Source organism: Mesorhizobium sp. KR1-2, from assembly GCF_040045035.1.
Lineage (GTDB): Bacteria > Pseudomonadota > Alphaproteobacteria > Rhizobiales > Rhizobiaceae > Pseudaminobacter.
Genome location: NZ_JBDZDS010000005.1, coordinates 202,578 through 226,628, shown reverse-complemented (window position 1 = coordinate 226,628; position 24,051 = coordinate 202,578). Strand labels below are relative to the sequence as shown.

27 protein-coding genes and 1 tRNA gene are annotated in these 24,051 nt (G+C 63.9%); 15 read left to right on the top strand and 13 right to left on the bottom strand.

Translation table 11 applies throughout. The features are described from left to right. Window positions 1–74: 74 nt before the first annotated feature. The 5 genes from ABLE85_RS12770 to ABLE85_RS12750 all read left to right on the top strand — a co-directional run bounded on the left by ABLE85_RS12770 (window position 75) and on the right by ABLE85_RS12750 (window position 4,016). On the top strand, window positions 75–224 hold the full coding sequence (locus ABLE85_RS12770; protein WP_348793104.1) for a histidine kinase: 150 nt from the start codon (window positions 75–77) through the stop codon (window positions 222–224). A 7-nt stretch (window positions 225–231) separates the two neighbouring features. Then, window positions 232–1,155, top strand: coding sequence for a site-specific tyrosine recombinase XerD (locus tag ABLE85_RS12765; RefSeq protein WP_348793103.1), 924 nt, complete (start codon window positions 232–234; stop codon window positions 1,153–1,155). A gap of 90 nt (window positions 1,156–1,245) precedes the next feature. Continuing rightward, window positions 1,246–2,196, top strand: coding sequence for an acetyl-CoA carboxylase carboxyltransferase subunit alpha (locus tag ABLE85_RS12760; RefSeq protein ID WP_348793102.1), 951 nt, complete (start codon window positions 1,246–1,248; stop codon window positions 2,194–2,196). A gap of 272 nt (window positions 2,197–2,468) precedes the next feature. Beyond that, window positions 2,469–3,770, top strand: a complete 1,302-nt coding sequence (locus ABLE85_RS12755; RefSeq protein WP_348793101.1) for a murein L,D-transpeptidase family protein — start codon at window positions 2,469–2,471, stop codon at window positions 3,768–3,770. Window positions 3,771–3,779: 9 nt separating this feature from the next. After that, complete coding sequence (locus ABLE85_RS12750; protein ID WP_348793100.1) at window positions 3,780–4,016, top strand: sulfurtransferase TusA family protein; 237 nt, start codon at window positions 3,780–3,782, stop codon at window positions 4,014–4,016. A 28-nt stretch (window positions 4,017–4,044) separates the two neighbouring features. Here ABLE85_RS12750 and ABLE85_RS12745 read toward each other — a convergent pair whose 3' ends face one another. Both ABLE85_RS12745 and ABLE85_RS12740 read right to left on the bottom strand, forming a co-directional pair. Then, the gene (locus ABLE85_RS12745) at window positions 4,045–5,172 is read right to left on the bottom strand and encodes a GTP-binding protein (RefSeq protein ID WP_348793099.1); all 1,128 of its coding nucleotides are present in this window, start codon (window positions 5,170–5,172) and stop codon (window positions 4,045–4,047) included. Window positions 5,173–5,179: 7 nt separating this feature from the next. Further along, window positions 5,180–6,328, bottom strand: a complete 1,149-nt coding sequence (locus tag ABLE85_RS12740; protein WP_348793098.1) for a D-alanyl-D-alanine carboxypeptidase family protein — start codon at window positions 6,326–6,328, stop codon at window positions 5,180–5,182. 214 nt (window positions 6,329–6,542) lie between these two features. Between ABLE85_RS12740 and ABLE85_RS12735 the strand changes: the two genes are divergently transcribed. Then, window positions 6,543–7,706, top strand: coding sequence for a M20 aminoacylase family protein (locus tag ABLE85_RS12735; protein ID WP_348793097.1), 1,164 nt, complete (start codon window positions 6,543–6,545; stop codon window positions 7,704–7,706). A 280-nt stretch (window positions 7,707–7,986) separates the two neighbouring features. Here ABLE85_RS12735 and ABLE85_RS12730 read toward each other — a convergent pair whose 3' ends face one another. Continuing rightward, window positions 7,987–8,466 carry a Spy/CpxP family protein refolding chaperone gene (locus ABLE85_RS12730; protein ID WP_348793096.1) on the bottom strand — a complete coding sequence of 160 codons (480 nt, stop codon included), beginning with the start codon at window positions 8,464–8,466 and terminating at the stop codon, window positions 7,987–7,989. A 337-nt stretch (window positions 8,467–8,803) separates the two neighbouring features. On the opposite strand from ABLE85_RS12730, the gene ABLE85_RS12725 reads away from it, so the two are divergent. From ABLE85_RS12725 to ABLE85_RS12715, 3 genes are all read left to right on the top strand, one after another. Further along, window positions 8,804–8,880, top strand: a tRNA-Arg gene (locus ABLE85_RS12725). A 176-nt stretch (window positions 8,881–9,056) separates the two neighbouring features. Next, on the top strand, window positions 9,057–9,398 hold the full coding sequence (locus ABLE85_RS12720) for a YciI family protein (protein WP_348793095.1): 342 nt from the start codon (window positions 9,057–9,059) through the stop codon (window positions 9,396–9,398). A gap of 330 nt (window positions 9,399–9,728) precedes the next feature. Beyond that, a complete protein-coding gene (locus ABLE85_RS12715; RefSeq protein WP_348793094.1) occupies window positions 9,729–11,084 on the top strand; it encodes a carbohydrate porin in 1,356 nt (451 codons plus the stop codon). A 118-nt stretch (window positions 11,085–11,202) separates the two neighbouring features. Here ABLE85_RS12715 and ABLE85_RS12710 read toward each other — a convergent pair whose 3' ends face one another. Together ABLE85_RS12710 and ABLE85_RS12705 are read right to left on the bottom strand one after the other, a co-directional pair. Then, window positions 11,203–11,604, bottom strand: coding sequence for a diacylglycerol kinase (locus ABLE85_RS12710; protein WP_348793093.1), 402 nt, complete (start codon window positions 11,602–11,604; stop codon window positions 11,203–11,205). Window positions 11,605–11,854: 250 nt separating this feature from the next. Continuing rightward, window positions 11,855–12,022: a Thivi_2564 family membrane protein gene (locus ABLE85_RS12705; RefSeq protein WP_348793092.1), complete on the bottom strand. Its 168-nt coding sequence runs from the start codon at window positions 12,020–12,022 to the stop codon at window positions 11,855–11,857. A 520-nt stretch (window positions 12,023–12,542) separates the two neighbouring features. On the opposite strand from ABLE85_RS12705, the gene ABLE85_RS12700 reads away from it, so the two are divergent. Beyond that, a complete protein-coding gene (locus tag ABLE85_RS12700) occupies window positions 12,543–13,052 on the top strand; it encodes a DUF1236 domain-containing protein (RefSeq protein WP_348793091.1) in 510 nt (169 codons plus the stop codon). 686 nt (window positions 13,053–13,738) lie between these two features. On the opposite strand, the gene ABLE85_RS12695 is transcribed toward ABLE85_RS12700, so the two are convergent. After that, complete coding sequence (locus ABLE85_RS12695) at window positions 13,739–13,960, bottom strand: hypothetical protein (protein ID WP_348793090.1); 222 nt, start codon at window positions 13,958–13,960, stop codon at window positions 13,739–13,741. A gap of 326 nt (window positions 13,961–14,286) precedes the next feature. Next, window positions 14,287–14,790: a hypothetical protein gene (locus ABLE85_RS12690; protein ID WP_348793089.1), complete on the bottom strand. Its 504-nt coding sequence runs from the start codon at window positions 14,788–14,790 to the stop codon at window positions 14,287–14,289. Between the two features lie 390 nt (window positions 14,791–15,180). Here ABLE85_RS12690 and ABLE85_RS12685 point away from each other — a divergent pair, with 390 nt between their 5' ends. Then, window positions 15,181–15,648, top strand: a complete 468-nt coding sequence (locus ABLE85_RS12685) for a YbhB/YbcL family Raf kinase inhibitor-like protein (RefSeq protein WP_348793088.1) — start codon at window positions 15,181–15,183, stop codon at window positions 15,646–15,648. Window positions 15,649–15,870: 222 nt separating this feature from the next. After that, window positions 15,871–16,593, top strand: a complete 723-nt coding sequence (locus ABLE85_RS12680; protein WP_348793087.1) for a DeoR/GlpR family DNA-binding transcription regulator — start codon at window positions 15,871–15,873, stop codon at window positions 16,591–16,593. Window positions 16,594–16,604: 11 nt separating this feature from the next. Here ABLE85_RS12680 and ABLE85_RS12675 read toward each other — a convergent pair whose 3' ends face one another. Next, the gene (locus ABLE85_RS12675; RefSeq protein ID WP_348793086.1) at window positions 16,605–17,141 is read right to left on the bottom strand and encodes a cytochrome b; all 537 of its coding nucleotides are present in this window, start codon (window positions 17,139–17,141) and stop codon (window positions 16,605–16,607) included. Window positions 17,142–17,309: 168 nt separating this feature from the next. Between ABLE85_RS12675 and ABLE85_RS12670 the strand changes: the two genes are divergently transcribed. After that, on the top strand, window positions 17,310–17,900 hold the full coding sequence (locus ABLE85_RS12670; protein WP_348793085.1) for a DNA-3-methyladenine glycosylase: 591 nt from the start codon (window positions 17,310–17,312) through the stop codon (window positions 17,898–17,900). Here ABLE85_RS12670 and ABLE85_RS12665 read toward each other — a convergent pair. The 5 genes from ABLE85_RS12665 to ABLE85_RS12645 are packed head-to-tail and all read right to left on the bottom strand — an operon-like array spanning window position 17,864 to window position 22,798. Beyond that, window positions 17,864–19,324 (bottom strand): aldo/keto reductase, encoded by a 1,461-nt coding sequence (locus ABLE85_RS12665; RefSeq protein WP_348793084.1) that lies wholly within the window; start codon window positions 19,322–19,324, stop codon window positions 17,864–17,866. The two genes, ABLE85_RS12670 and ABLE85_RS12665, sit on opposite strands and share 37 nt — an antisense overlap. Before the next feature lie 12 nt (window positions 19,325–19,336). Continuing rightward, window positions 19,337–20,335: a branched-chain amino acid ABC transporter permease gene (locus tag ABLE85_RS12660; RefSeq protein ID WP_348793083.1), complete on the bottom strand. Its 999-nt coding sequence runs from the start codon at window positions 20,333–20,335 to the stop codon at window positions 19,337–19,339. Further along, entirely contained in the window at window positions 20,332–21,243 is a 912-nt protein-coding gene (locus ABLE85_RS12655; RefSeq protein ID WP_348793082.1) for a branched-chain amino acid ABC transporter permease, read from the bottom strand. Before ABLE85_RS12655 ends, ABLE85_RS12660 begins: the two co-directional genes overlap by 4 nt. Then, window positions 21,240–21,989 carry an ABC transporter ATP-binding protein gene (locus tag ABLE85_RS12650; protein ID WP_348793081.1) on the bottom strand — a complete coding sequence of 250 codons (750 nt, stop codon included), beginning with the start codon at window positions 21,987–21,989 and terminating at the stop codon, window positions 21,240–21,242. Before ABLE85_RS12650 ends, ABLE85_RS12655 begins: the two co-directional genes overlap by 4 nt. Beyond that, window positions 21,986–22,798 carry an ABC transporter ATP-binding protein gene (locus tag ABLE85_RS12645; RefSeq protein ID WP_348793080.1) on the bottom strand — a complete coding sequence of 271 codons (813 nt, stop codon included), beginning with the start codon at window positions 22,796–22,798 and terminating at the stop codon, window positions 21,986–21,988. The genes ABLE85_RS12650 and ABLE85_RS12645 overlap by 4 nt, the downstream gene beginning before the upstream one ends. Window positions 22,799–22,979: 181 nt before the next feature. Here ABLE85_RS12645 and ABLE85_RS12640 point away from each other — a divergent pair, with 181 nt between their 5' ends. Next, entirely contained in the window at window positions 22,980–23,702 is a 723-nt protein-coding gene (locus tag ABLE85_RS12640) for a GntR family transcriptional regulator (protein ID WP_348793079.1), read from the top strand. Beyond that, window positions 23,695–24,045: a TIGR04076 family protein gene (locus ABLE85_RS12635; RefSeq protein ID WP_348793078.1), complete on the top strand. Its 351-nt coding sequence runs from the start codon at window positions 23,695–23,697 to the stop codon at window positions 24,043–24,045. Before ABLE85_RS12640 ends, ABLE85_RS12635 begins: the two co-directional genes overlap by 8 nt. Window positions 24,046–24,051 lie beyond the last annotated feature (6 nt).

Genomic DNA, 24,051 nt, shown 5'->3' with positions numbered 1-24,051 from the left:
GGCCGCTGCCCTTGAAATGACATGATGGGTGACCCATAACGAGATCAGCAACCAGCGACGGGACGCGCCGAAAGATGCCGACATTATTCCGGTTCCTGGTGACACTTGGCGTCCTGGCCGGCCTCGCCTACGGCGCGATGTTCGCGCTCGTAACCTTTGTCCAGCCCAAGCGGGGCGAGATCACCATCCGGATTCCGGCCGACAAGATCAATCCCAAGAAGTGATGCAAGGATGAGAGCCGGCGCGCGCATCGAGGCGTTCCTGGAGATGATGAGCGCCGAGCGGGGCGCGGCCGATAACACGCTCGCCTCCTATCGGCGCGACCTGGAAGACGCCGCCGAGCATATCGGCGATCTCGCAGGGGCAGACAGTGCCGGCATCCGCGACTATCTCGGCGACATCGCCGCGCGCGGCTTCGCCGCCAGTTCGCAGGCGCGCCGGCTTTCGGCGCTGCGCCAGTTCTACAAGTTCCTCTATGCCGAGGGTCTGCGGCCCGACGACCCCACCGGCACGCTCGACAGCCCCAGGAAGGACCGCTCGCTGCCCAAGACCATGAGCGAGGCCGAAACCGGCCGCCTGCTCGACCGGGCAGCAGTGGAAGCGGCCGATGCCTCGCTCGACGACGGCACCCGCATCGCGGCGCGGCGCATGCATGCGCTGGTGGAGGTGCTCTATGCCACGGGCCTGCGCGTTTCCGAGCTGGTCGGCCTGCCCGTGACGGTGGCGTTGCGCGACGAGCGCTTCTTCATCGTGCGCGGCAAGGGCAACAAGGAGCGCATGGTGCCGCTCTCGGGCAAGGCGCGCGAGGCAATGCGCGCCTGGCTTGCCGAGCGCAGCAACGTGCCGGCGCTGGCCGAAAGCCCGTTCCTGTTTCCCGCCGCATCGGAAAGCGGCCATTTGCCCCGGCAGGTCTTCGCCCGCGATCTCAAGGGGCTGGCCGCGCGCGCCGGCATTCCGGTCGCCAAGATCTCGCCCCACGTGCTGCGTCATGCCTTCGCCAGCCACCTGCTGCAGAACGGCGCCGATCTGCGCGCGGTGCAGCAATTGCTCGGCCATTCCGACATTTCCACCACGCAAATCTACACCCATGTGCTCGAAGAACGGCTGGTACGGCTGGTCAATGACCATCATCCGCTTGCCGATGGCGGGCGCTAACGTTATGTGAAGGCAAGTTTCGCGACGCCGGGCGTGTCTTTTCGAGGCGTCGGCCGTCTTTTTTCTTCAGGCGTATCGGTCAGCTCACGCATGTACAATTACCTCGATTTCGAAAAACCCGTCGCGGATCTCGAAGGCAAGATCCTGGAGCTCAAGAAGCTCGCCGAGAATGGTGAGGCCGTGGACGTGGCCGACGAGATCTCCCGGCTGGAAAAGCGTTCGCGCGATGCGCTGCGCGATGCCTACAAGTCCCTGACGCCCTGGCAGAAGGTGCAGGTAGCGCGCCATCCCGACCGGCCGCACTGCCTCGACTATATCGACGCGCTGTTCACCGACTTCACGCCGCTTGCCGGCGACCGCGCCTTCGGCGAGGACAAGGCCATCGTCGGCGGCTTCGCCCGTTTCCGCGGCCAGCCTGTCGCCGTCATGGGCCAGGAAAAGGGCTCCGACACCAAGAGCCGTCTGGCGCACAATTTCGGTTCGCCGCGGCCGGAAGGCTACCGCAAGGCGGTTCGCATCATGGAACTCGCCGACCGCTTCTCGATCCCGGTCGTGACACTGGTCGACACCGCCGGCGCCTATCCTGGCGTGGGCGCGGAAGAGCGCGGCCAGGCCGAGGCGATTGCCCGCTCCACCTCCGCCTGCCTGGCGCTCAAGGTGCCGTCGATCTCGATCGTGATTGGCGAAGGCGGCTCGGGCGGCGCGATCGCGATCGCCACCGCCAACCGCGTCTTCATGCTGGAGCACGCGATCTATTCGGTGATTTCTCCAGAAGGTGCGGCCTCGATTCTCTGGCGCGACACCACGCGCTCCAAGGACGCCGCCACCAACATGAAGATCACCGCGCAGGACCTTCTGGCGCTCAAGATCATCGACGGCATCATTCCCGAGCCGCTGGGCGGCGCGCACCGCGCGCCGGAAGCGGTGATCAACTCCACCGGCGACCTCATCGCCCGGACGCTTGCCGAATTCTCCGCCAAGCCCATCGATTTCCGCGAGCAGCGCCGCGAGAAATACCTCGCGCTCGGCCGCAGCCTCTGACCTTCATTTGCCGGCGCGGCTGCCCGTCGACGGGCGGCCGTTCGGGGCAATTTTGCGGCCGATTGGGGCCATGCGGCGCGCGATTGCGACGACATTGTCGATTGTCGCCACAATATTGCCGCCTCTTTTTCGTCAAAAGGCCGTATGCCGCAGAGCGGCGTTGACCCTTGCAGTAATCAATTCGCAAGGTTAACGCTTTATGGTCGACACCTTGAACATCAAGGCCGGTGGGGGGATTCCGCCGGTATCGACGGAAACGAAGACGACATTTGATGCCGAAACTCGCCAGTATAGCCCGTTCCGGTTTGCTGATTGCGGCCCTCGCTCTGGCCGGCTGCAACAACGATGTGCAGTCCACCTTCGCGGGTTTGACGCCCAGGGGCGAACTGCATATTCCGCCAAAAATCCTGGCCGAGATGAAGGCCAAGGACATGCCGCGCACCTCGCCGGTGATGGCGCGCATCTTCAAGGAAGAAGGCAAGCTGGAGATCTGGAAGCAGAAGTCCAACGGCCGCTACGACATCATCGCCAGCTACGACATCTGCAAATGGTCGGGCAAGCTCGGCCCGAAATACATCGAGGGCGACCGCCAGGCGCCCGAGGGCTTCTACACGGTGCGCCCCGGCCAGATGAAGCCGAACTCGCAGTATTATCTCGCCTTCAACATCGGCTATCCCAACGCCTATGACCGGGCCAACGGCCGCACCGGCTCGAACCTGATGGTGCATGGGGCCTGCTCCTCGTCCGGCTGCTACTCCATGACCGACGCGCAGATCGAGCAGATCTATGCCTTCGGCCGCGACGCCTTTGTCGGCGGCCAGAGCGAATTCCAGGTGCAAGCCTTCCCCTTCCGCATGACGGCCGCCAACATGGCGCGCTATCGCGACGACCCGAACTACGAGTTCTGGAAGATGCTGAAGGAAGGCTACGACCAGTTCGAGATCACCAAGGTGCCGCCCAAGGTCGATGTCTGCGAGAAGCGTTACGTCTTCAACCAGATTCCCGAGAATGGCGCCGCCTTCTCGCCGGCCGGCGCCTGCCCGGCCTCGACCATGCCCGATTCGCTGAAGATGGCCTATCAGAGCTACCAGGCGGACTATGAGAAGGCCTTCACCAGCGCCATCAAGAGCTCAACCCCTGAGCCCGCGCCGACGATCGCCGGCCTCAAGGAAGCCAACATCGTCTCCGACTGGAGCAAGCAGCGCGCCCGCGGCGAACGCGTGCCGATCGAGCCGCCGTCGCTCGAGGCGGATGGCACCATCAAGGTGACAAACCATATGGGCCGCATCGACTCGCCTGCCGGCCGCCGCATGGCAGCGCTGGAGGCGGCCGAAGCGGAAAAGAAGAGGCTCGCCGAAGAGAAGAAGCGCGCGGCCGAGGAGAAGGCGGCTGCAATCGCTCTCGCCAAGGCGGAAAAGGCCGCGGCGGAAGCACTCGCCAAGGCCGGCCCCGCGCCGGCCCCCGCACCCGACGCCAGCCAGGTCGCGGAGGCGCCTGCCGACGCCGCTGCGGCCGAAAAGCCGGGCCTTCTGGGCGGCGTGCGCAAGCGCATGGCCAACCTCTTCGGAGGCTGAGCGGCCTACGTGACAAGCAATCCGGACGTCTACGACCTCAAGGGGCTGAACTGCCCCCTGCCCGTCTTGAAGGCGCGTAAGCGCCTGGCGGGAATGACGCCCGGCAGCCTGCTCTGGCTCGAAACCACCGATCCGCTGGCGGTCATCGACATTCCTGCCTTCTGCTCTGAAAGCGGCCACCGGCTGGTGGAAACGCAGGCGCAACCCGACGGCCACCGCTTTCTGGTCGAGCGCGGGGCCGCGTAGCCCCATTTTCTCGAAGTGAAGACGCCGCTTAACGGCGCATACCCGCTATCGCCAGCGGGTTGTCCTCCACCGCGGCACGGTCGGGCGTGTCGATCGCCGGCCGGTTGGTGATGGCGGCAAACAGCCGCCGCACATAGTCTTCCGGCATGTCGAGCGTGATCAGCACCAGCCGCGTGCCGCGCACCGCGTCGGGCCAGAAGGGCAAGCGCACCGGCGGATGCAGGATCTTCTGCACGCCGTGAACGACCAGCGGCCGGGCCGGGTCTTCCGCAAGCTCGACGATGCCCTTCATCCGCAGGAGCCGCTCGCCATGCGTGGAGCGCAGCAGATCGAGGAACATCTCGATCGCCCCGTAAGGCACCGGCCCGTCATGCACCAGGCTGAACGAACGCACGCGCCCGTCATGGTGGTGATGGTCATGATGGTGGTGGTGATTATGATGGTCGTGGCCGTCATGGTGGTGGTGGTGCGCGGCATGCGCCGCCTCCTCGCCGAGCCAACGGCGCACGTCGGCGGTCTTCGTCTCCGGGTCATAGAGCCCGCACTCGAACAGCGCGGCCACGCCCGTCGCCTCATTCGCGACGTCGAGCTGCGGCGCCGACGGGTTGATGCGGCCAAGCCGCTCTTTCAGCCCCCAGAGCGCGGCGGCGTCGCTCGCCAGATCGGTCTTGGTGATCACCAGCCGGTCGGCCACCGCTGCCTGCTTCACGGCCTCGACATGGGCGTCGAGCGTCGCTTCGCCATTCACCGCATCGACCAGCGTGATGACGCCATCGAGCCGGAAGGCCTGCACCAGCGCGGGATGCCCCATGATGGACTGCAGCACCGGTGCTGGATCAGCCAGACCGGTGGTTTCGATGATCACCCGCTTCAGCCGCGCGATGCGGCCGGTCTGAAGCCGATCGACCAGGTCGGCCAGCGTGTCGACCAACTCGCCACGCACAGTGCAACACAGGCAGCCGTCGGAAAGCTGGATGACGCCGTCGGATGCCTGCTCGACCAGCAGGTGGTCGATAGCGACATCGCCGAATTCGTTGATGATGACTGCGGTGTCCGACAGCGCCGGGTCCTTCAGCAGCCGGTTGAGCAGCGTGGTCTTGCCGGCACCGAGAAAGCCGGTCAGCACCGAGACGGGGATCGGATGAAAGTCGCGCATTATTTTGTTACTGGTGCGTGGCGTCGCCTTGCGCAGGCACCGGCGCGCTAGGAGCCGGCCTGTCGGGCCGCCAGGTCGGGATCGGCACGTTGGCCTGGTTGTTCTTGGCGTCGATCGCCGCGAAGGCTGCCGGCGCCGGGCCGGTAGCCCCGCCGAGGCCGACGCGCACGAGCCGCAGGTCGCGATTCAACTCGGCCATGTAGGGCGACTTGAACTTCGGCTTGCCCTGCGCATCGAGCCCGTCGGAGCGCTCCGAGGCGCCCTGCTTGCTGCAGACGATGTCGCGCATGTCGGTCGGCGTCGTCAGGTTCTCGCCATAGGGCTGGAGATTGGTCAGCGTCGCATTCGCGCTGGCCGAGGTGGAGAAGCCCTGCCCCAAAAGATCCGCAGCCCTGTCCGCGCGGCCCCATGGCGTGCGCGCGCCCAGAACCACCGCCGCGAGCGTGCGCCCGTCGCGTGTGGCCGTACCGACGAGATTGTAGCCGGAAGCGCAGACGAAGCCGGTCTTCATGCCGTCGGCGCCGGCAAAGCGCCCGAGCAGCGGGTTGTAGCCGTGTATCCGGTTCTTGCCGTTGGTGGTCAGCCCCTCGATGGAGAAGTAGGAGGCATATTGCGGGAAGTCGAGGCGGATCGCCCGAACCAGCAGCGCCAGGTCGAGCGCGGTGGTGTAATTCTCCGGGTCGTGCAGCCCGTTGGGATTGGTGAAGTGGCTGCCCGTCATGCCCAGGCGCCGCGCTTCCGCGTTCATGCGATCGGCGAAGGCGGGAAGCGTGCCGCCGACATTCTCGCCGATGGCGGCGGCGATGTCGTTGGCGGACTTGCCGAGCATCATCTTCAAGGCGTTGTCCAGCGTCATCACCGAGCCGGGCTTGTAGCCCATCTTGCTCGGCGGCTCGGCGGCGGAAATCTTGGTGATCTTGATCGGCGACTGCAGGGTCAGCTCGCCCGCCTGCACGGCGCGGAAGGCGACATAGGCCGTCATCAGCTTGGTGAGCGAGGCCGGATGCCAGCGCTTGAAGGCATCCTCATGCTCCAGAACCTGGCCGGTGCGGACGTCGAACAGGATCGACGGGTTGGCGCCCGCCGGCCCCGCCGTCAGCGCGCACAGCGTCGCCAGGCCGGCAAAAAGTCCTTTTGAAAAAGCGAGATGCCGCATCATAAATCCCGAAATCACCTCTTGCCGTAGCCGCCTCGGGGTCCTTAAGATTTTCGGATCGGGCCAACTCTCAACAGTGCGGGATTTGGCTTTTCATGCTCCGGCCCGCGCCTTGCGTGCTATTTAGCCTATGTGACGTGAAAATGGCAAAGCGTATACCGATCACGATTGCGAATAGCCGGGCAAAACCCATGAACAGCGAAAGTCTTTCATCATGCCGATTCTGAACCGAGCCGCCGAACTGCAAGACGAAATCGCCGGCTGGCGCCGCACCCTGCACCAGACCCCCGAACTGAACTATGACGTCCACCAGACGGCGGCTTTCGTGGCCGAGAAGCTGAAATCCTTCGGCTGCGACGAGGTGGTGAGCGGCATCGGGCGCACCGGCGTCGTCGGGCTGATCCGCGGCACGCTCGGCGCGGGCGCAACCGTCGGCCTGCGCGCCGACATGGATGCCCTGCCCATCACCGAGGCCACCGGCAAGCCCTACGCTTCGACCAACCCCGGCAAGATGCATGCCTGCGGCCATGACGGCCACACCGCCATGCTGCTGGGGGCCGCGAAATATCTGGCCGAGACGCGCAATTTCGCCGGCGCGGTGGCGGTCATCTTCCAGCCCGCCGAGGAAGGCGGCGCCGGCGGCCTGGCTATGGTCGAGGACGGCATGATGGATCGCTTTGGCATCGCCCAGGTGTTCGGCATGCACAACATGCCCGGCCTGCCGGTCGGCCAGTTCGCGCTGCGCCCCGGTCCGATCATGGCGGCGACGGCGGAGTTCACCATCACGGTGAAGGGCAAGGGTGGCCATGCCGCCATGCCGCACCGCGCCATCGACCCGATCGTCGTCGGCAGCCAGATCGTCACCGCGCTGCAGACCATCGCCTCGCGCACCATCGACCCGATCGATTCGGTCGTGGTGACAGTGACCAAGTTCCACGGCGGCGACGCCTACAACGTCATTCCCGAGCAGATCGAGCTTGCCGGCACGGTGCGCACGCTGAAGAAGGAGGTGGCCCAGGCCGCACGCGAACGCCTGCACGCCATCTGCGCCGGTATAGCCGGCGCCCACGGCGCAAGCGTCACCATCGACTACGACTCCAACTATCCGGTGACCTTCAACCATGCCGAGGAAACGGTGCTGGCCGGAAACGTCGCCGCCACGATTGCCGGCGACGGTCAGGTTCATCGCGAAATCCAACCTGTAATGGGCGGCGAGGATTTTTCCTACATGCTGGAGGCCCGCCCGGGCGCCTTCATCTTCATCGGCAATGGCGACACCGCCAACCTCCACCACCCCGCTTACGACTTCAACGACGAGGCGATCCCACACGGCGTCAGCTACTGGGTGCGGCTCGCCGAGACGGCCCTGGCCGCCTAGGACATGATCCCGAGAAGTTGCAGACTTTTCGGGTTCATGCTCCAAAAACAAAAGCTTGGAGCGAGTTGGCATTTCAAGAATGCCACCGCTCCAGGGGCGTTGGCGCACACGCGGCCCGATTGCCGCCAGGGCGTCTCGGACCCGAGTTGCCGTAGCGGGCGCGCGAGCACAAGGCACCCAACGAAATGAAGCCCGCCTCGGTTCGCCGGGGCGGGCTGTTTACAGCCGGTGCTGACAGACGCAGTGCCAGGATTACGGCTGACCATGAGGGGCTGCGTTATTACTCGTCGCCGCCACCGTCGTCGTCGCCATACCCCTCTTCCTCGCGCTGCATGTGGTGCTTCTCCATGCCGCCTCTGATCTCATGCATGATGACCGATGCCACGACACGCAGCCGCATCTTCTGCTTGTCGTCGAGCGTCTTGTAGAGAGGCTCCCAGGCGTCGACGAGCTGCTTCAATCCCGCAGCGCGCTGCGTCATGTTGTCGGCACGGCTACGCAGGATCTCGAACAGGTCCGGCCGCTCTTCACGCATCTTTGCCAGGGCTTCGACGCGGGCGCGGCGCGCTTCAGCCCTGGCGCGAATGGCCTGCTCGACGGCCGGCCAATATTTTTCCTGGTCGGGCGTTAGCTGCAACGCGCCCTTGAGCACGTCGATCCGGGCATCGGTTATTTCCTTCCAGTCGACGGCGTTCGGAGCCTCCTGCCCCTCCTTGGGAGCAGGCGCTTGTTGCGCATAGGCCAGGTTGGGCGCAGTCATGAGAAGGGCTGTGAACCCTACAATTGCTGTCCTTAGCATCGTGATCTCCATTTTGCTTAGCAATGCAGGTCGCGCTCAACGCTTGGTGGGGTCATCCGTTCCTGCAGCGGCGCCAAATATTCGCCTGCTCCGGAGGCCCCCGACGCGGCATTTCAGCCCCGCGGGCAAAGAAAATCGGCCAGATGGGACCACCGCGGGCCATCGCCTGGGCGCGACCGCCCTGCCGGCCCTACCCCACCGCTACCTCGACCGCGTCGCGAACCGGACGGTGCCGCGGGAAAAAACGTCCGAAAACCATTGGCGAAATCGTCCGAAGCGGCTATGTGTCGTCTCGGTTGGTCCCGTAGCTCAGTAGGATAGAGCGACAGATTCCTAATCTGTAGGTCACAGGTTCGATTCCTGTCGGGATCACCAGCAAATCAGGGCTTACAGCACTCGTTCCGCCAAATTCTCGCTCATGGCGCCTCCCACGCTTCCCCCTTCGGCGGCACGACGACTTGGACGATTTGTCGGAATCCGGTCCGGGCGTTCGTCAATATCGTGAAGGCAGGTCAACCGGACTGCCCGAAGATCTCTGCGGGAGAGAAGCCATGACGCGGTACCTGGTTGCTATTCATCACCCCGACGACTACGACCCGTCCGTCGCAGAAGACGAAGCGATGTCCCGCGATATCGACGCTATCAACGACGAGATGAAGGCTGCCGGTATCAGGATTTTTGTTGGCGGCCTGCACCCGGCAAGCAGCGCGAGGTCACTGCGGGCTCAGCCCGGCGGCGAGGTGGTCATCACCGAAGGGCCGTATCTCGAGACCAAGGAGCACGTGGGCGGCTTCTGGGTGCTGGAAGCCGCCGACCTGAACGAGGCGCTGGCGTGGGGGCGCAAGGCCGCTGTCGCCTGTCGGGCGCCGGTCGAGGTGCGTCCGTTTCACTGAGAGCCGCGAATCACCCTTTGACGACTTTCGCCAATCGGCAACGATCCCGCCAGCCACTTTGCCGGCGTCCGCTGTTCATCTCAAGCAACGGTAATAATGCGCACTCATCTAAGCTGATCCGTTATTGACAATAAAATGCAGTGCGCGTGATATTTTTCCAATTATCTTTCGGATAGCGTTACCGAAATAGGCGCCTGCAGTTGCGCACCGGCGGCTAGCTGAGCCAGTCCTCTCGTGCGAAGACCTCTGGCTGCGGGCACGCACGGCTCTCAGGTTGGTACGGGGGGCTTGGAATTGCATGAAGGGCTCAAGCGTGGACTTGTCGGGGCAATGCTCTTCAGCAGCATGGCGCTCGTCGCGCTGCGGCCTGTGCTGGCCCATGCCGATGCCGCCAGCAGCAGCGCACCCCAGAGCATCTGGGAATGGGGGACCCTGACCGGCGATTGGGGCGGGCACCGGACAGCCCTGAAGAAGAAAGGCATCGAGTTCACGATCAATTATATCGGCGAGATCATGAACGTCGTCTCGGGAGGGCGAAGACGCGGCACCACCTACGAGGGCCAGTTGAACGTAACCGTGGACGTCGACCTCGCAAAGCTGATCGGTTGGAATGGCACTCGGGCGCAAGCTATTATCTACCAGTTGCACGATGTGGACGACCGCGATGTGGAGGACAATGTCGGGAGCCTGGCCGACCCAAGTGACATAGATGCGCTTGCGACTACCCGGCTCTTTACGGCATGGCTGGAACACGACCTGAACAAGTCGAGTTCGCTCCGAATTGGCCAACTGGCGGCCGACAGCGACTTCATCATAGCTCCGACGTCCGTAGTCTTGATGAACTCCACCTTTGGCTGGCCGGCTCTCAACATGGCGGATCTGCCGAGCGGGGGGCCTGCGTATCCCCTTGCCACGCCCGGGGCGCGACTGTCTTGGAAAGACAAGCATTGGTCGTTCCTCACCGCGATCTACAGCGGCAACCCGGCCGGATCGCATTGCATGACCAATCCGCAGGCCTGCGATCGCTATGGCCTGACATTCAGCTTCAGCGGCGGTGCACTCATTTTTGCAGAGGCGGGCTACTCTGCCAATGCGGCGGATCACGATGCAGGTCTTGCCGCAACCTACAAACTCGGAGGCTGGTATCACACTGCGGAATTTCCTCAACTGCCGTTCGGTCTGAACGGTGCCGACGATCAGGCCTTCCTTGCGGCGACGCCCATTTCTCCGCACATGCATCGCGGCAACTGGGGCATCTACGCGGTCGCCGACCAGGCGCTGTGGCGTTCCGGCTCGCGCGCGCTGAGCGTCTTCCTGCGAGGGCAAGTCGTCCCCGCCGACCGCAACCTGGTTTCCTGGCAAGTCGATGGCGGCTTCGGCATCAAGGGGCCGTTCAAGTCGCGTTCCAAGGATACTTTGACGGTCGGCCTCGCCTATTCCCGGGTCAGCAACGACGCCATTGCGCTCGACAGGGAGCGGGTTGCGGCGGGCGGCACGGGCCCGACCCGTTCCGGTGAATTGGTGCTGGAAGTGAATTACGTTGCGCAGATAAGCCCTTGGTGGTCACTCCAGCCGGACTTTCAGTATATCGTCCGCCCCGGTGGGGGAGCCGCCAATCCTGCAAATCCATCGGAAAGCATACCCAATGCGACAGTGATCGGACTGCGGAGCACGATCAAATTCTGACGCCCTGCCGGCGACGTTGCAAGGCCCCGAAGCACCGAGGCGCTCAAGTTCACCTCGGCGGGCGAGCAAAGCACGGCATCAGGGCAGCCATGATTGCCGCCTGCCCCGTGCCGATCCATCATGCTGCTTTGAGCCATCGCGGATCGAACCAGCGGTCCGCCGGGCCGTCATAGGGCAGCCGCGTTATGTCCCAGTGGCTGACGAAGCGCCCGTAAGCGTCCCAGACCGGCGGGCCACCGCCGATGAAGACGATGCGGCCAGCAAAGCGCCTGAGCGTCTGTTCCGGATCCATGATGGAGCGCAGGACGAACAATTCCCGGTCCTCGCGGGCAAACTTCGGAACACTGGCAATGGTCTTGGGTCCGGCAGCCAGCACCTGTCCTCTGGTGATGTCAAAGAAGCGGGCAACGTCCGCCTTGTATTCCGGCGATCGGTTGCCCTCCCAGGGGAGATGCCCATCCAGGCCCATCTGTCCCGACTGGCCGACGGCACAAATCACCCTGACGATTGCTATTTGCATCTATGCTCTCCAAGCGCGTGAGCGGTGCTTTATGTTCCACCAGGAGCTGGGAGCGAGACCCAAAGACACCTGCACCGAAGAAGAATGACCAAGAAGGTCGACCTGAAGAGCATCCGGAAGTTCCTGACAAGCCGGTGCCGCTCGGTCCGCCACCCTCGCCCCAACCCAGCCAGACCTGACGCCCGAGCCTCCCGATCTTCCAGGCGGATGAGAACGGTCCTGAGCCGCCGCGTAAGACGCCTGCCTAAAATCAGAAAACCGCAAGGTATTTGAGCAGCGACACGATGCCGATGATGATGACGATGATCTGAATGATCCGTCGCAGGCCCGCATCGATAGGCAGACGCTGAACGAGATACAGCACCAGGATTACGACGAGAAAAGTAATCAGTATGCCGATGATCGCTGACGAGGCCATGGCGGCTCTCCTTAAGGAAACGGATCGCGATGGATGTCCGCCGACCGTGAACTCGGAGCAGCTAATTCCCAATAGTCCTGGCGGCCAGAACCGTTACTGGCCTCGATCGCTTCGCGGGCAAGCGGGCCCCCCTTTGCTCAATGGAACTATTGATCTTGCTTATCTCGCCGCGCAGTTCTGCGATCTGCTTTTCGAGCGTCTTTTGAACGTCCTCGATGTTCGGGCCCGCTGGCTTGGGAGCATTAGCCATCGACTTATCCTTCGCATATATCCGGAAAACGGCAAGTAAGGCGAAACGTTCCGCCGGCGGCGAGATCGCCGCGCGCGGGAAGTCGATGCGGCTGGAAGGCGGCAAGGATCCCGGACAAATGGTGGCGCCATACTGTGATGGAACAGCAACATCTGCCCGGCGTTGGCCCCGATCAGCCTAGGGAGCACGACCATGAGACAGATCCTACTCAAAAGTATCCTTGCCGTAACCCTTGGTACCGCGCCGGTTCTCGCCCATGCCCAAGGCGAGATGCTCAGGAAAAAGCCGGCCGAACAATCGGAAGGCCAGGGAGGCGGGCAGGGGCCGGCCACGGAAGGACAGCAGAAAGGCCAAAACCCGCAATCCGAGGAAAACCGGAACGAAGAGGGCGGCGAGCAGAAGCAGCCAATGGGCGAAGAGCAGATGCGACCCGGCGAGCACAAGCAGGGCGAGGAGCAGAGGCGGCCAGGCGAGAACCAGGGCGAAGAGCATCGCGGCGGAACCAGCGAACGCCATGTCGAACGTGGACACGTGAGCGATGAACAGCGTACCGAAATCAAGCACGTGTTTGGCGAGCATCACGTCGAACCCGCTCACGGTGTCAATTTTTCAGTCGACGTCGGCGCCCGGGTACCGCGGGAAATCCACCTCTATCGGCTGCCCCCGCGCATCGTGGAAATCGTCCCCAGCTATGAGGGCTACATGTATTTCGAACTGGCGGATGGGCGGATCGCGATCGTCGACCCTCAGACCTTGGAGATCGTATTGATCATCGCGTGACCTCGTGGCCGCGTTGCGCTTCATGCCGAAGCCGCCTTCAGTGCCGGCACCGGGGCGACTTTGAGCGGTGCGCACCAGCAACGACGGCGGGTACTCGACGCGGAGGGGTCTTGCATGCCGCTCAATCCTACCTGGCAGGACATAGCGCTTCGGCTGCTGCTCGCGGTAGTGGGCGGCGCAGTGATCGGGTTTCGTGGGTCCGTTCCGAAGAAACCTAGCTTCCACCCAATTTATTAGATCCATATTTCCTCTAATCCCACCGACTAGCTCGTGCTCATCGTCGGCGGCATTTCCGGCCGGACGTCTCCGGGATCATCGTTTTCAGCGGCCCTCGTACTTGAACTCCGGGGCGGACTTGAGCTGGTCCTTGGTCGCGTCCATCGTCGCGGCCATTTCTTGCCATCGGGTTGGTGATGACCAAGGACGTAAAGATCGTCGGCAACTCTCCCGCGAGACATGACACTCGGGAAAAGAAGAGTGCGCGTCTGTTGAGCTATGACCGGCGCTTCCGATGACGATCCCAGCGGCACCGCCACCGCATGCGTATCGCTGCGGTTCCGATCATGGCTCGCGGCGGCGCACTACCGCACGCTCCCGAAAAGTCCTCGCTCCTCGGGGCCATGGCTCAAACGACAATCTCCGGGGCATGCTTACCGATGCCATCTCACCCTGAGAACCGTCGCCATTCACTTGCAGGCGCCGAGTTCCTTCAGCGCCCTTTGGGCATTCGCCTGGCTTGCATACGTCTTGTTTCCGGCGTCGATCATCTTCTTCCCGTCCGGCTTCTTATCGACGACCTGACACTTTTGCGTATCTGAGTCCTTCGCAACCCAGAAATGGGCAGCCGCGAACGCGGGCATGCTGAAGGCGACGACGAGTGAAGCCGCGACTACAATTTTGCTGATCATGATTTCCTCCTGGGGAAGCCCTCGCGCATTCGCTGAACTAGCGCAACCGAGCACTTTTTCCACTGCGGCCGCTCACCGCGTTCTGTTTCGCTGCCGCGCCGTCCTCTGATCCAGATGGCAGAAGGCTGTCCTCAGTGAGAGACAACAGACTGAACAGAGCCGGGCCGTAGCGCAGGGCAGAGGCAATGTTCCGGCGAAACCCGGACTCGAAGCGGGCGCAACCTGAAATAAATCGCCGGAACACGAACATGGTCGATCACACCGCCAGGGTGTGGTCGACCACGCGCTTCCTTGCGCAGTTTTTGTCCGGTTATCCGACTATCCCGTTAATAAGGCTGGTGGTCGCCACCACCGCCACTACCCGTGACGACCGGAATCTTGTTGTTGTTACCATTGTTCTGGCCGTTGTTGCTGCCGGAGTTGTGGTCACCGTTGTTGATACCGTTGTTGCTTCCGGTATTGTTGTTCCCGTTTCCGGTTCCGTTGTTGTTGCCGCTGTTGAAATTGCCATTGCCGGTACCGTTGCCAGATCCAGCGTTGCCATTACCGTTATTAACACCGTTGCCATTTCCGCTGTTGTTGTTGCCGTTGTTGTTTCCGTTGTTAGAACCGGTGTTGTTGTTGCCGTTCGTATTACCGTTGTTGCTGCCGGTGTTGTTGTTGCCGTTGTTATTCCCGTTGTTGTTGCCGCTATTGCCGTTGCCGTTGCCATTGCCGTTGTTGGACCCCTGGCTGCCACCACCGCCGCCACCGGGCTTGCCCGCGAAGCCGTCGGCGGCAAAAGCGGTCATGGCCAATACTGTCATTGAGGCAAGGAGAAGTTTCTTCATAACAGGATCCTTTCGTTGAATGCGCATTGGAACGATTAACATACGGTCTTCTCGCCGCCCGCCGACGCAAGTATTGTCACAGACATATCATCGTTAACTATTTGTATAATTGCCGCAATTGGGGGATAATACCAATAAGTCCTGAAGTTGATGTCAGGTAAAATTCGGAAATATTTATTGCTGTGCGGAAAAATATGACATAAGCGTCAGGGAAAACACGGTCCGGCGGCGAGCAACGCCTCGACGCCCCTTCAGTCGCCGTAGCGGCGTCTGCTTGAGCCGGCCGCTAACCGGACCTCACCCACATTGACCCGCATCAAGGACGCGGGCCCGAGACGCGCGCATCGTGCTTCGGAGCCGTAGCGATCATGGGCGAAGAGGAGAAAGGTCATGACTTTTCGGCTGACGAGCCCTGCGTTCGACAACAACGCCGTGATACCGAAGCGGCACACATGCAGCGGCGAGGACCTGTCGCCGCCGCTCGAGTGGGACGGAGCACCCGAAGGCACCAGGAGCTTCGCCCTGGTCTGCGACGATCCGGATGCGCCGGGCGGCACGTTCCATCATTGGGCCGCCTTCGACATCCCGGCCGACTGGAGCCAGCTTCCCGAAGGGCTGGCGCCCGCGGAGACCCAGATCAGCGGTTTGCGGCAGGCAATGAACGATTTCGGCAGAAGCGGGTATGGCGGCCCCTGTCCGCCGAAGGGCCACGGCATCCACCATTATCACTTCCGGCTGCTGGCGCTCGGCGTCGATCGGCTGGATCTGGCCGGGCGGGCCTCCTGCTCCAAGGTGGCGGAGCGGGCGCGGGCGCATCTGGTCGGGTCGGCGGAGCTGGTCGGCCTGTTTCAGCGTTAGATGGGAGGGCTCCGGAGCCTTCAAATCTGCGCATGAGGCCCGGAGGGCTTCCGGAAATGCCGCTCGCATGTGAGCAATCGACGATCTGTTGCGATCCAATCATTATGTTTGGATCACGTCATATTGACCTGAAGCCGGTCGAGGGCGCATCTATCGGTTGCGGAATGGATCGGCTTCTGGCCGGCCAAGCTGCCAGGATTTTGTGACCCAGTCGGAGGCCATGTGAGCAGAACGGGACGCAGGGACGAGCGCCTGGACACGCTCGGCGCGGTGCTAGAGAAAGAAGGCGTTCTCAGGATTCGCGATGCCGCCGCCCAGCTCGGCGTCTCGGAGATGACGATCCGGCGTGACATCACCGAGGCCAGGGGCCGCTTCACCTGCCTTGGCGGCTACATCGTCGGCGCCTTCGACGGCGTGGCGGCCAGCGACTATGTGCTCGACAAGGAGAAGGACAGCCACGCGGCCGCCAAAGCGGCGGCCTGCGCGCAGGCGGTAAAGCTCATCGAGGAAGACGACACGATCTTCATCGATTGCGGCACGACGACGCCGCATCTGGCCGCGCGCATCCCCGACGGCATGCGGCTGACGGCGATCTGCTACTCGATGAACGTGGCCGAGATCCTGTCGCATCGCGAGAACGTCAGGCTGATCATGCTCGGCGGCCTCTACCATCCCGCGGCCGCGTCCTTCGCGGGCGAGGAAGGGCTGGAAACGCTGAAGCGCATCAACCTCAACAAGGCCTTCATCTCGGCCGGCGGCATACACGAGACGCGCGGCGTCACCTGCTCCCATTTTCACGAGGTGCCCATCAAGCAGATGGCGATCGACCGCGCGCTGGAGGCGCACCTCGTCGTCGATGCGAGCAAGTTCGGCAAGGTCAGGCCGGCGCATTTCGCAGAGATCGGCGCCTTCACCTCGATCATCTCGGATCGCCCCGCGCCCTGACTCCAGGCGGCCTACGTTCCCGGCAGCATCCGCCGCAAGACATCGTCCTTGCGGACGAAATGGTGCCAAAGCGCCGCAACCGCATGCAGCCCCGCCACGATCAGGATGGCGTTAGCGCAGACGCTATGCACCTCCCGGATGAAGCTGGCAATCGCCCGGTCGGGCGCCACAAGCGACGGGATGGTGAACAGGCCGAAGAAAGTCAGCGCATCGCCACGGAACCAGGTGAGGAAGATACCGAGGAACGGAATGACGACCAGTAGGGCGTAGAGAAGAAAATGTGCGGTGTGGGCGAGCTTCTTTTCGATTTCCGTCATCGAAGGCGGCATCTGCGGCGCTCCGCGCGAGAGGCGCACTCCCACGCGCAGCACGACGAAGACGGCGAAAAGCAGCCCGAATGAAATATGCAGCCACCAGACCGCATCGCGCCCGGGATCGCCGCGTGGAAAGAAATCCTCGCCGAAGGTGAGGCCATAGAGACCGATGACCAGCAGGAAGATCAGCCAGTGGAGGGTCTTCTGGGCAGGCGCGTAAGTGTTTGACGTCATCTCGGTGTTCCGGGTTGAGGTACTGCAAGACCGCTATCAAAATTTGTCAAAGCTATGTCGCGCAGGCCAATATGGCGGCCCGCAACTGTGCGCACGGTTGCGGAACGGGAAGGCGCCGCGCATAACGTTCGTCGGGCGGAACCGGACGCCGGAACCGATAGCACAGGAATGGACAGAGCATTTTTCGAACGGGATTCCGTAGCCGTCGCGCCGGACCTGATCGGCGTTGAAATCCGCGCCCATGGCGTCGGCGGCATCATAGTCGAGACCGAGGCCTATCGCCGCGACGATCCGGCTTCGCACGCCTTTCGCGGGCCCACCGAGCGCAACGCTGCCATGTTCGGGCCGGCAGGCCACGCCTATGTCTACCGGTCCTATGGCATCCACTGGTGCCTGAATTTCGTCTGCGAGCCGGGCAGTGCCGTGCTGATCCGCGCACTGGAGCCCACCGCAGGCATCGAGACGATGCAAGCCCGGCGGGGACTCTTGGATATCAGGCAACTATGTTCCGGCCCCGGAAAACTCTGCCAGGCGCTTGCCATCGACCGCTCGCATGACGGACTGCCGCTCGACGGGCCGGAGATCACGCTATCGCCGCGCAACGGCACCGTCGGCATCGTAGCGGGCCGCCGCATCGGCATCAGCCGCGCGGTCGAGCATCCGTGGCGCTTCGGGCTCGCCGGCTCACGCTTCGTCAGCCGGCGTTTCGCCCATGAGGAAACTCAGACGATCGCCTCGGCCTCGATTTCCACCTCGTAGTCGCCGATCAGGTCGCCCGCCTCGATCAGCGTGTTGGCCGGCAGCACCTCGCCGAACACGCGGCCATGCGCGCGCGACACCGGCTCCCACTTGGCAGCATCGCGAATGTAGATGCGGGTGCGCGTCACGTCCTCGATGCGGCCGCCAAGTGCTGTGATGGCGGCGGCGATCTTGTCGAGGATGTAGGTGGTCTGCGCGCCGGCATCGCCCGGCGCGACGCAGCGGTCGGTGCCGTGGGTGGCGGTGGTGCCGGAAACGCGGATCGCGTCCTTCACCCGCACCGCACGGCTGAAGCCGGCGATCGGCTCCCAGATGCTGCCGGAGGAGACACGCAGCCTGTCGGGCCGGCCGGGCATCGGCTCTGCCTTGTAGACCGAAGGGATGGCGTCGAGATGGTGGCTGAGGTCGCCCGAGGCGGTGAGATAGGGCGGCTTGCGGTATTCGTCGCCGCAGTCTCCCTGGATCGGTTTTGTCCCTGCAAAAGCTTCTTCCAATCGCGCCTTGTCCTCGGCATCGAGCGAAAAGCTGAACACGTTGAGATTGTCGGCGCGGTGCTCGTTCTCGCTGATGCGCGCGCCGATGATGGTCGCCGCGACCGCCTCGTGCTCCAGCACCCAGCGCGACGCGACATTGGAAATCGATACCCCATGCTTCCGGCCGATCTCGGCGGCGGCGGACAAAATACCCTGGAACGACTCCCAGCCGCCGGCGGTGTCGATGAAGCGCTTGTATTTCGAGCGGCTCCAGTCGGGAATCTCGGTCGGCTCGGGCTTGCCCAGCCATTTGTCCGACAGGAAGCCGCCGCACAGCGTGCCATAGGCGAACAGTTTTGTCCCGGTGCGGGCGCACAGCTCCGAGAGCGCGCCGGCGGCGCGGCGGTCGACCAGCGAGAACGACACCTGGTTGGTGGCGAGCGGCACGCCGTCGGCCAGCGCCACAGCCAGATGCGCGGCATCGAAATTAGTGACGCCGATGGCGCCGATCAGCCCCTCCTCCTTCAGCCGCGCCATTTCGTGCAGCGCGTCCAGCCAGGCCGGATGCTCAAAGGTCCACCAATGGAATTGAAGCAGGTCGACCTTGTCGACGCCCAGCCGGTCGAGCCGCTCCTGCAAGCCCTTGCGGACGATCTCGGCGGTCATCGGCCCCGGCTCGGGGCACCATTTGGTGAAGGCCAGCAGGCGCTTTTCGCCCTTGCCGTAGCGGGCCAGCAGCCGCCCGGTGATGATCTCGGCGCTGCCGTAATGGTCGGCCATGTCGAATGTGTCGAAGCCCGCCTTGGCATAGGCTTCCAGCGCGTCGGCCGCCTTTTCGGGGTCGAGCGTGGTGCCGTCCTTCTCGAGGTCGGCCACCTGCCACAGCCCGCAAACCAGGCGGCTGATGTTCAATCCGCCATCGAGCTGGATGCGGTCAGGAATTCTCTGCATGGAAGGCACCGTTCATTGCTTGGGAGTTGCCGGCTTCGCGTCGACGCGCAAAGCGGAGGAAAGCTTGCCGAGATGGCGCGACACCACCTTCTCCTCACCGAGGATGCCGCGCGGACGCAGGAGCAGGATGGCGCAGAGCGCAACGCCGATCATGACGATCTGCAGCGAGGCCGCGCGCGCCTGCTGACCGGGCGGGAAGAGCCCTGCCACCGCGCCGGCCGAGGCCGCCCACAGGCCCCATACCAGCACCGCGCCCAGGATGGCGCCGCGATTGTTGCCCGAGCCGCCGACGATCAGCATCGCCCAGACCTGAAAGGTCAGCATCGGCAGGTAGTTTTCCGGGGCGATGAAGCCGATGAAATGCGCCTGCACCGCGCCCGCCAGCCCCATGATGCCGCCGCCGATGGCAAAGGCCTGCAGCCGGAATTTCACCGCGCTCTTGCCCAGTGCAAGGGCTGCCGTCTCGTCCTCGCGGATGGCGCGCAGCACGCGTCCCCAGGGGCTGCGCACCAGCCGCTCCAGCGCGATGTAAAGCAGCGTAATCACCACGATGAGCACGCCGAGATTGAACAGCGAAAACAGCAGCGGATCGCCCGCGAGGCTGGCGAAAGGCCGCGGAATGAAGCCGATGCCGAAGGGACCGCCGGTGATCCGCTCGAGATTGAGCGCGCAAAGCTGCACCGTCACCGCAACGCCGAAGGTGGCGATGGCGAGATAGTCGGACCTGAGCCTGATCGTCAGCGCGCCGATCAGGAAGGCGATCACGGCGGCTGCAAGCGCCCCGCCCAGCCAGCCGACGAGGATCGGCATGTCGAAGCCGCCGAAGCGGTTGGCGGTGTCGGGCGTGGTCAGCAGCGCCGAGACATAGGCGCCGATGGCAACGAAGCCGGCGATGCCGACATTGAACAGGCCGGTCTGCCCCCACTGCACGTTGAGGCCCAGGCACATGATGGCGTAGGTCAACGCCATGGTGAGGAAGAAACAGCCGTAGCCGATCAGTTCGACGCTCATTCGGGCCTCCCGAACAGGCCCTGCGGCCGCACCAAAAGCACCAACACAAGAATGACGAAGGCAACCGCCGCGCGCCATTCGGCACCGACGAGTTGCACCGCGAAGGCCTCCGCGAGCCCGACGATCAGGCCTGCCAGCATGGCGCCCGGCACGCTGCCGATGCCGCCCAGGATCGCGGCGGCAAACAGCGGCAAGAGAAGGTCGAAGCCCATATAGGGACGGATCTGCACCAGCAGGCCGGCCATGACGCCGGCAACGCAGGCCAGCCCCGCGCCGAGCACCCAGACCGTGCGCACCACCTTGCGCACGTCGATGCCGACGACGCCGGAAAGCTGCTGGTTTTCGCTGACGGCGCGCATGGAGCGGCCGATGGCCGTGCGGGTCAAAAGCAGGTGGACCGCAACCACCAGCACCACGGCAAGCCCGAGCGACAGCATCTGGTCGGGCGTGGCGCGCAGGCCCCCGCCAAGCGGCAGCGCGATCTGCAATGCCTTGCTGTAATAGGCCGGCTTGGAGGTGAAGATGAATTCGAGCAGGCTGCGCAGCGTCAGCGCCGCGCCAAAACTCGCCATCACCATGATGATGACCGTGCCGCGCTGTGCCCGCAGCCGGCCGAACAGCAGTGCATCGACCACCAGCGCCAGCCCGCCGGTGAGCGCGACCGCCACCACCGCCGAGATCGGCAGCGACCAGCCGAAGGAGAACGGGCCGATCGGCGTCAGCAAGCCGCCGGACAGGTAGCCAAGCGCACTGCTGACGGCGAGCGCGAAATAGGCGCCCCAGGAGATGAACTCGCCATGGGCGAAATTGGCAAAGCGCAGGATCGAATAGGTCAGCGTGACGCCAATCGCGCCGAGCCCGATCATCGAGCCGGTGATCAGCCCGTCCATGAGTGCCTGCGGGTTCATGGTGTCACCGTCTTCGGTTCGCGGCGCGCGCCGAGATAAAGCTCGGCAACGATCGGGTCGTCGCCAAGCGTCGCGGCGGGGCCTTCATGGCGCAGCCGCCCTTCGACGAGGATGACGGCGCGGTCGGCAATGGCAAGCGCTGCCTTCACATTCTGCTCCACCAGGATGATGGTGACGCCGGTTTCGTTGATCTGCTTCAGCCGGGCGAAAACTTCCGACACGATCTTCGGCGACAGGCCCGCCGAGGGCTCGTCGAGGATCAGCACCGACGGCTCGACGATCAGCGCCCGCGCCACTGCCAGCATCTGCCGCTGGCCGCCCGAGAGTTGGCCCGCGCGCAGCGAAGGCCGCGCGGCAAGGTCGGGGAACATGGCGTAGAGCTCGGCGATGCGCCGGGCGCGCTTTTCCTTGGGCAGGATGTTGGCGGCCAGCAGCAAATTGTCGTTGATCGACATCGTGCCGAAGATGTTTTCGGTCTGCGGCACGAAGGCCAGGCCGTGCCTGATCTTCTTATGCGCCGGGACAGTGGTGATGTCGAGGCTGCCGAGTGCGGTCGTGCCCGAATGGATCGGCACAAGCCCGGCAATTGCCTTGACGAAGGTGGACTTGCCGGCTCCGTTCGGGCCCAGCACCACCACCAGCTCGCCCTGCTTCACGTCGAGGTCGACGCCGCGCACGATGGGCAGGTCGCGCTCGTAGCCGGCCACCAGCGCGCGCGTGGAAAGGGCAACGACTTGTCCGCTCATGCCCCGACCCCGCCGAGATAGGCTTCGATGACGGCGGGATCGCGCGCCACGACGTCCGGCGCACCTTCCGTCAGATATTTGCCGGTGGCCATGACGACGACGCGCCCGCACAGCCGCGCCACCATCTCCATATTGTGCTCGATGAGCAGGATCGACTTGCCCTGCGCGTTGAGCTCCAGCACGCGGTCGATGATGAGTTCGAGAAGGCTCGGATTGACGCCGGCGGCCGGCTCGTCGAGCAGGATCGCCTCGGGATCGGCCATCAGGATGCGCGCGAGTTCCAAAAGCTTGCGCTGGCCGCCGGAAAGCACCCGCGCCGGCTCCTGCTCCAGACCCGAAAGCGTGACGAAGTCGAGCAGCGACCGCGCCTTCTCCACCGCGGCCCTCTCCTGTGCCGCCACGCGGCCGGGCTGCAAAAAGTTCTTCCAGATGTGCTCGCCGGCCTGGCCCTGCCCGCCGGTCAGTACGTTTTCCAGCACCGTCATCTCGGCAAATGGCCGCGGGATCTGGAAGGTGCGGCCGACGCCGCGTGCGATGCGCCGCTCCGGTCCTTCCTGCGCCACTTCCTGACCCGAGATGCGGATGGAGCCGGAACTGGGCTTGAGGCTTCCGGCCAGAAGATTGAACAGCGTGGTCTTGCCGGCGCCGTTCGGGCCGATCAGCCCCGCCATCTCGCCACGCCGCAGAGTGATCGACATGCCGTCGACGGCGCGCACGCCGCCAAACTTCCGCACCAGATCGCGTGCCTCGATAAGCGGCTGCGCTTCGGCGTCCTTCGGACCGTTATGTGTGGGGGCGGCGGTCGGCATCCGGCTTCTGACACCAAATTCTGATCGATGATGTTTGATCAAACTTTACATCCAATCCGATTGCAACTAAAAATTTGCCGTCGCAGCAAGCGGCATCCGAGTTTCGAATGGCGGTCCTCATGCGCGATCGGAGACATCAGCAACGCACGCAGGGCGGCTCGCCCAGCCGGGAGCCGTTGCCATGAGCAGCCGCGGCGCACTCTCCCCCGTCGGCCGCGAAACGCTGCAGGACCGCGTCTATGCCGAGCTTCGCCGTTCGCTGATCTACGGCATGTTCGATGCCGGCGAGATGCTGCGCATCCTTGACCTTGCGGCCACGCTGCAGACCAGCACCATGCCGGTGCGCGAGGCGCTGGGCCGGCTGGTGTCGGAGCAGGCGCTGGAAGCGCTGCCCAACCGTTCCGTGCGTGTCCCCCTGATCAACCGCGAGCGGCTGGAAGACCTCGCCCGTGCCCGCTGCCTGATCGAAGGCCAGATCACCGCGCTCGCAGTGCCGAACCTCACGGAAGAGGATTTCGTCCAGCTGAAGAAGCTTACCGTCGCCTGTGAAGAAGCCTTCCGCAGCCACGACGACGAGATCGACAAGGCGCAGGCCACTTCCGAGCTGAACCACGCCTTCCATTTCTACATTTACCGCGCCGCCGGCTCGGCCGTACTGATCCCGATCGTGGAAAGCCTGTGGCTGCAGTCCGGCCCCTATGTGCGCGCCGCAGCCCACATCCATGACGAATTCCGCGACATTTCGGCGACCCATCATCACTGGGCGCTGATCGAGGCGCTGGAACGCCGCGATACCGCAGGCTCCGTCAAGGCGCTGACCGACGACATCACCCGCTCTTTCAATCTCATTCGCGGCCGGCTCGATGCCGAGGAAGCCGCAGAAAAGGCCTCGCAGAATGGCTGACGCCAAGGATGATTCCTTCGAGCTCTACGACCTGCGCGTGGAAGTGGTGGCGCCCGAGGGCGGCGCCATCTACTGCGGCGCCAATGTAGGCGACTATTTCGATCTGCGCGGCGAGATGCTGCACCTGCCGCCCGGCCAGGCTTTTTCCATCTATTCGCTGGCGTCGCTGCTGCCGCTGCTGCCGGCCAAGCAGCGGCCGACCCACAAGAACGACTGGATGACCACCGACGCGGAAGTGGCCTGCCCGGACCCCAACTGCAGCTCGCGCTTCCGCATCACCCGCACCGGGCTGCGCCGCTTCAGCCACGCCGCCACCACGGCAGTGCCGCTTCAGGACGATTGAGACAAA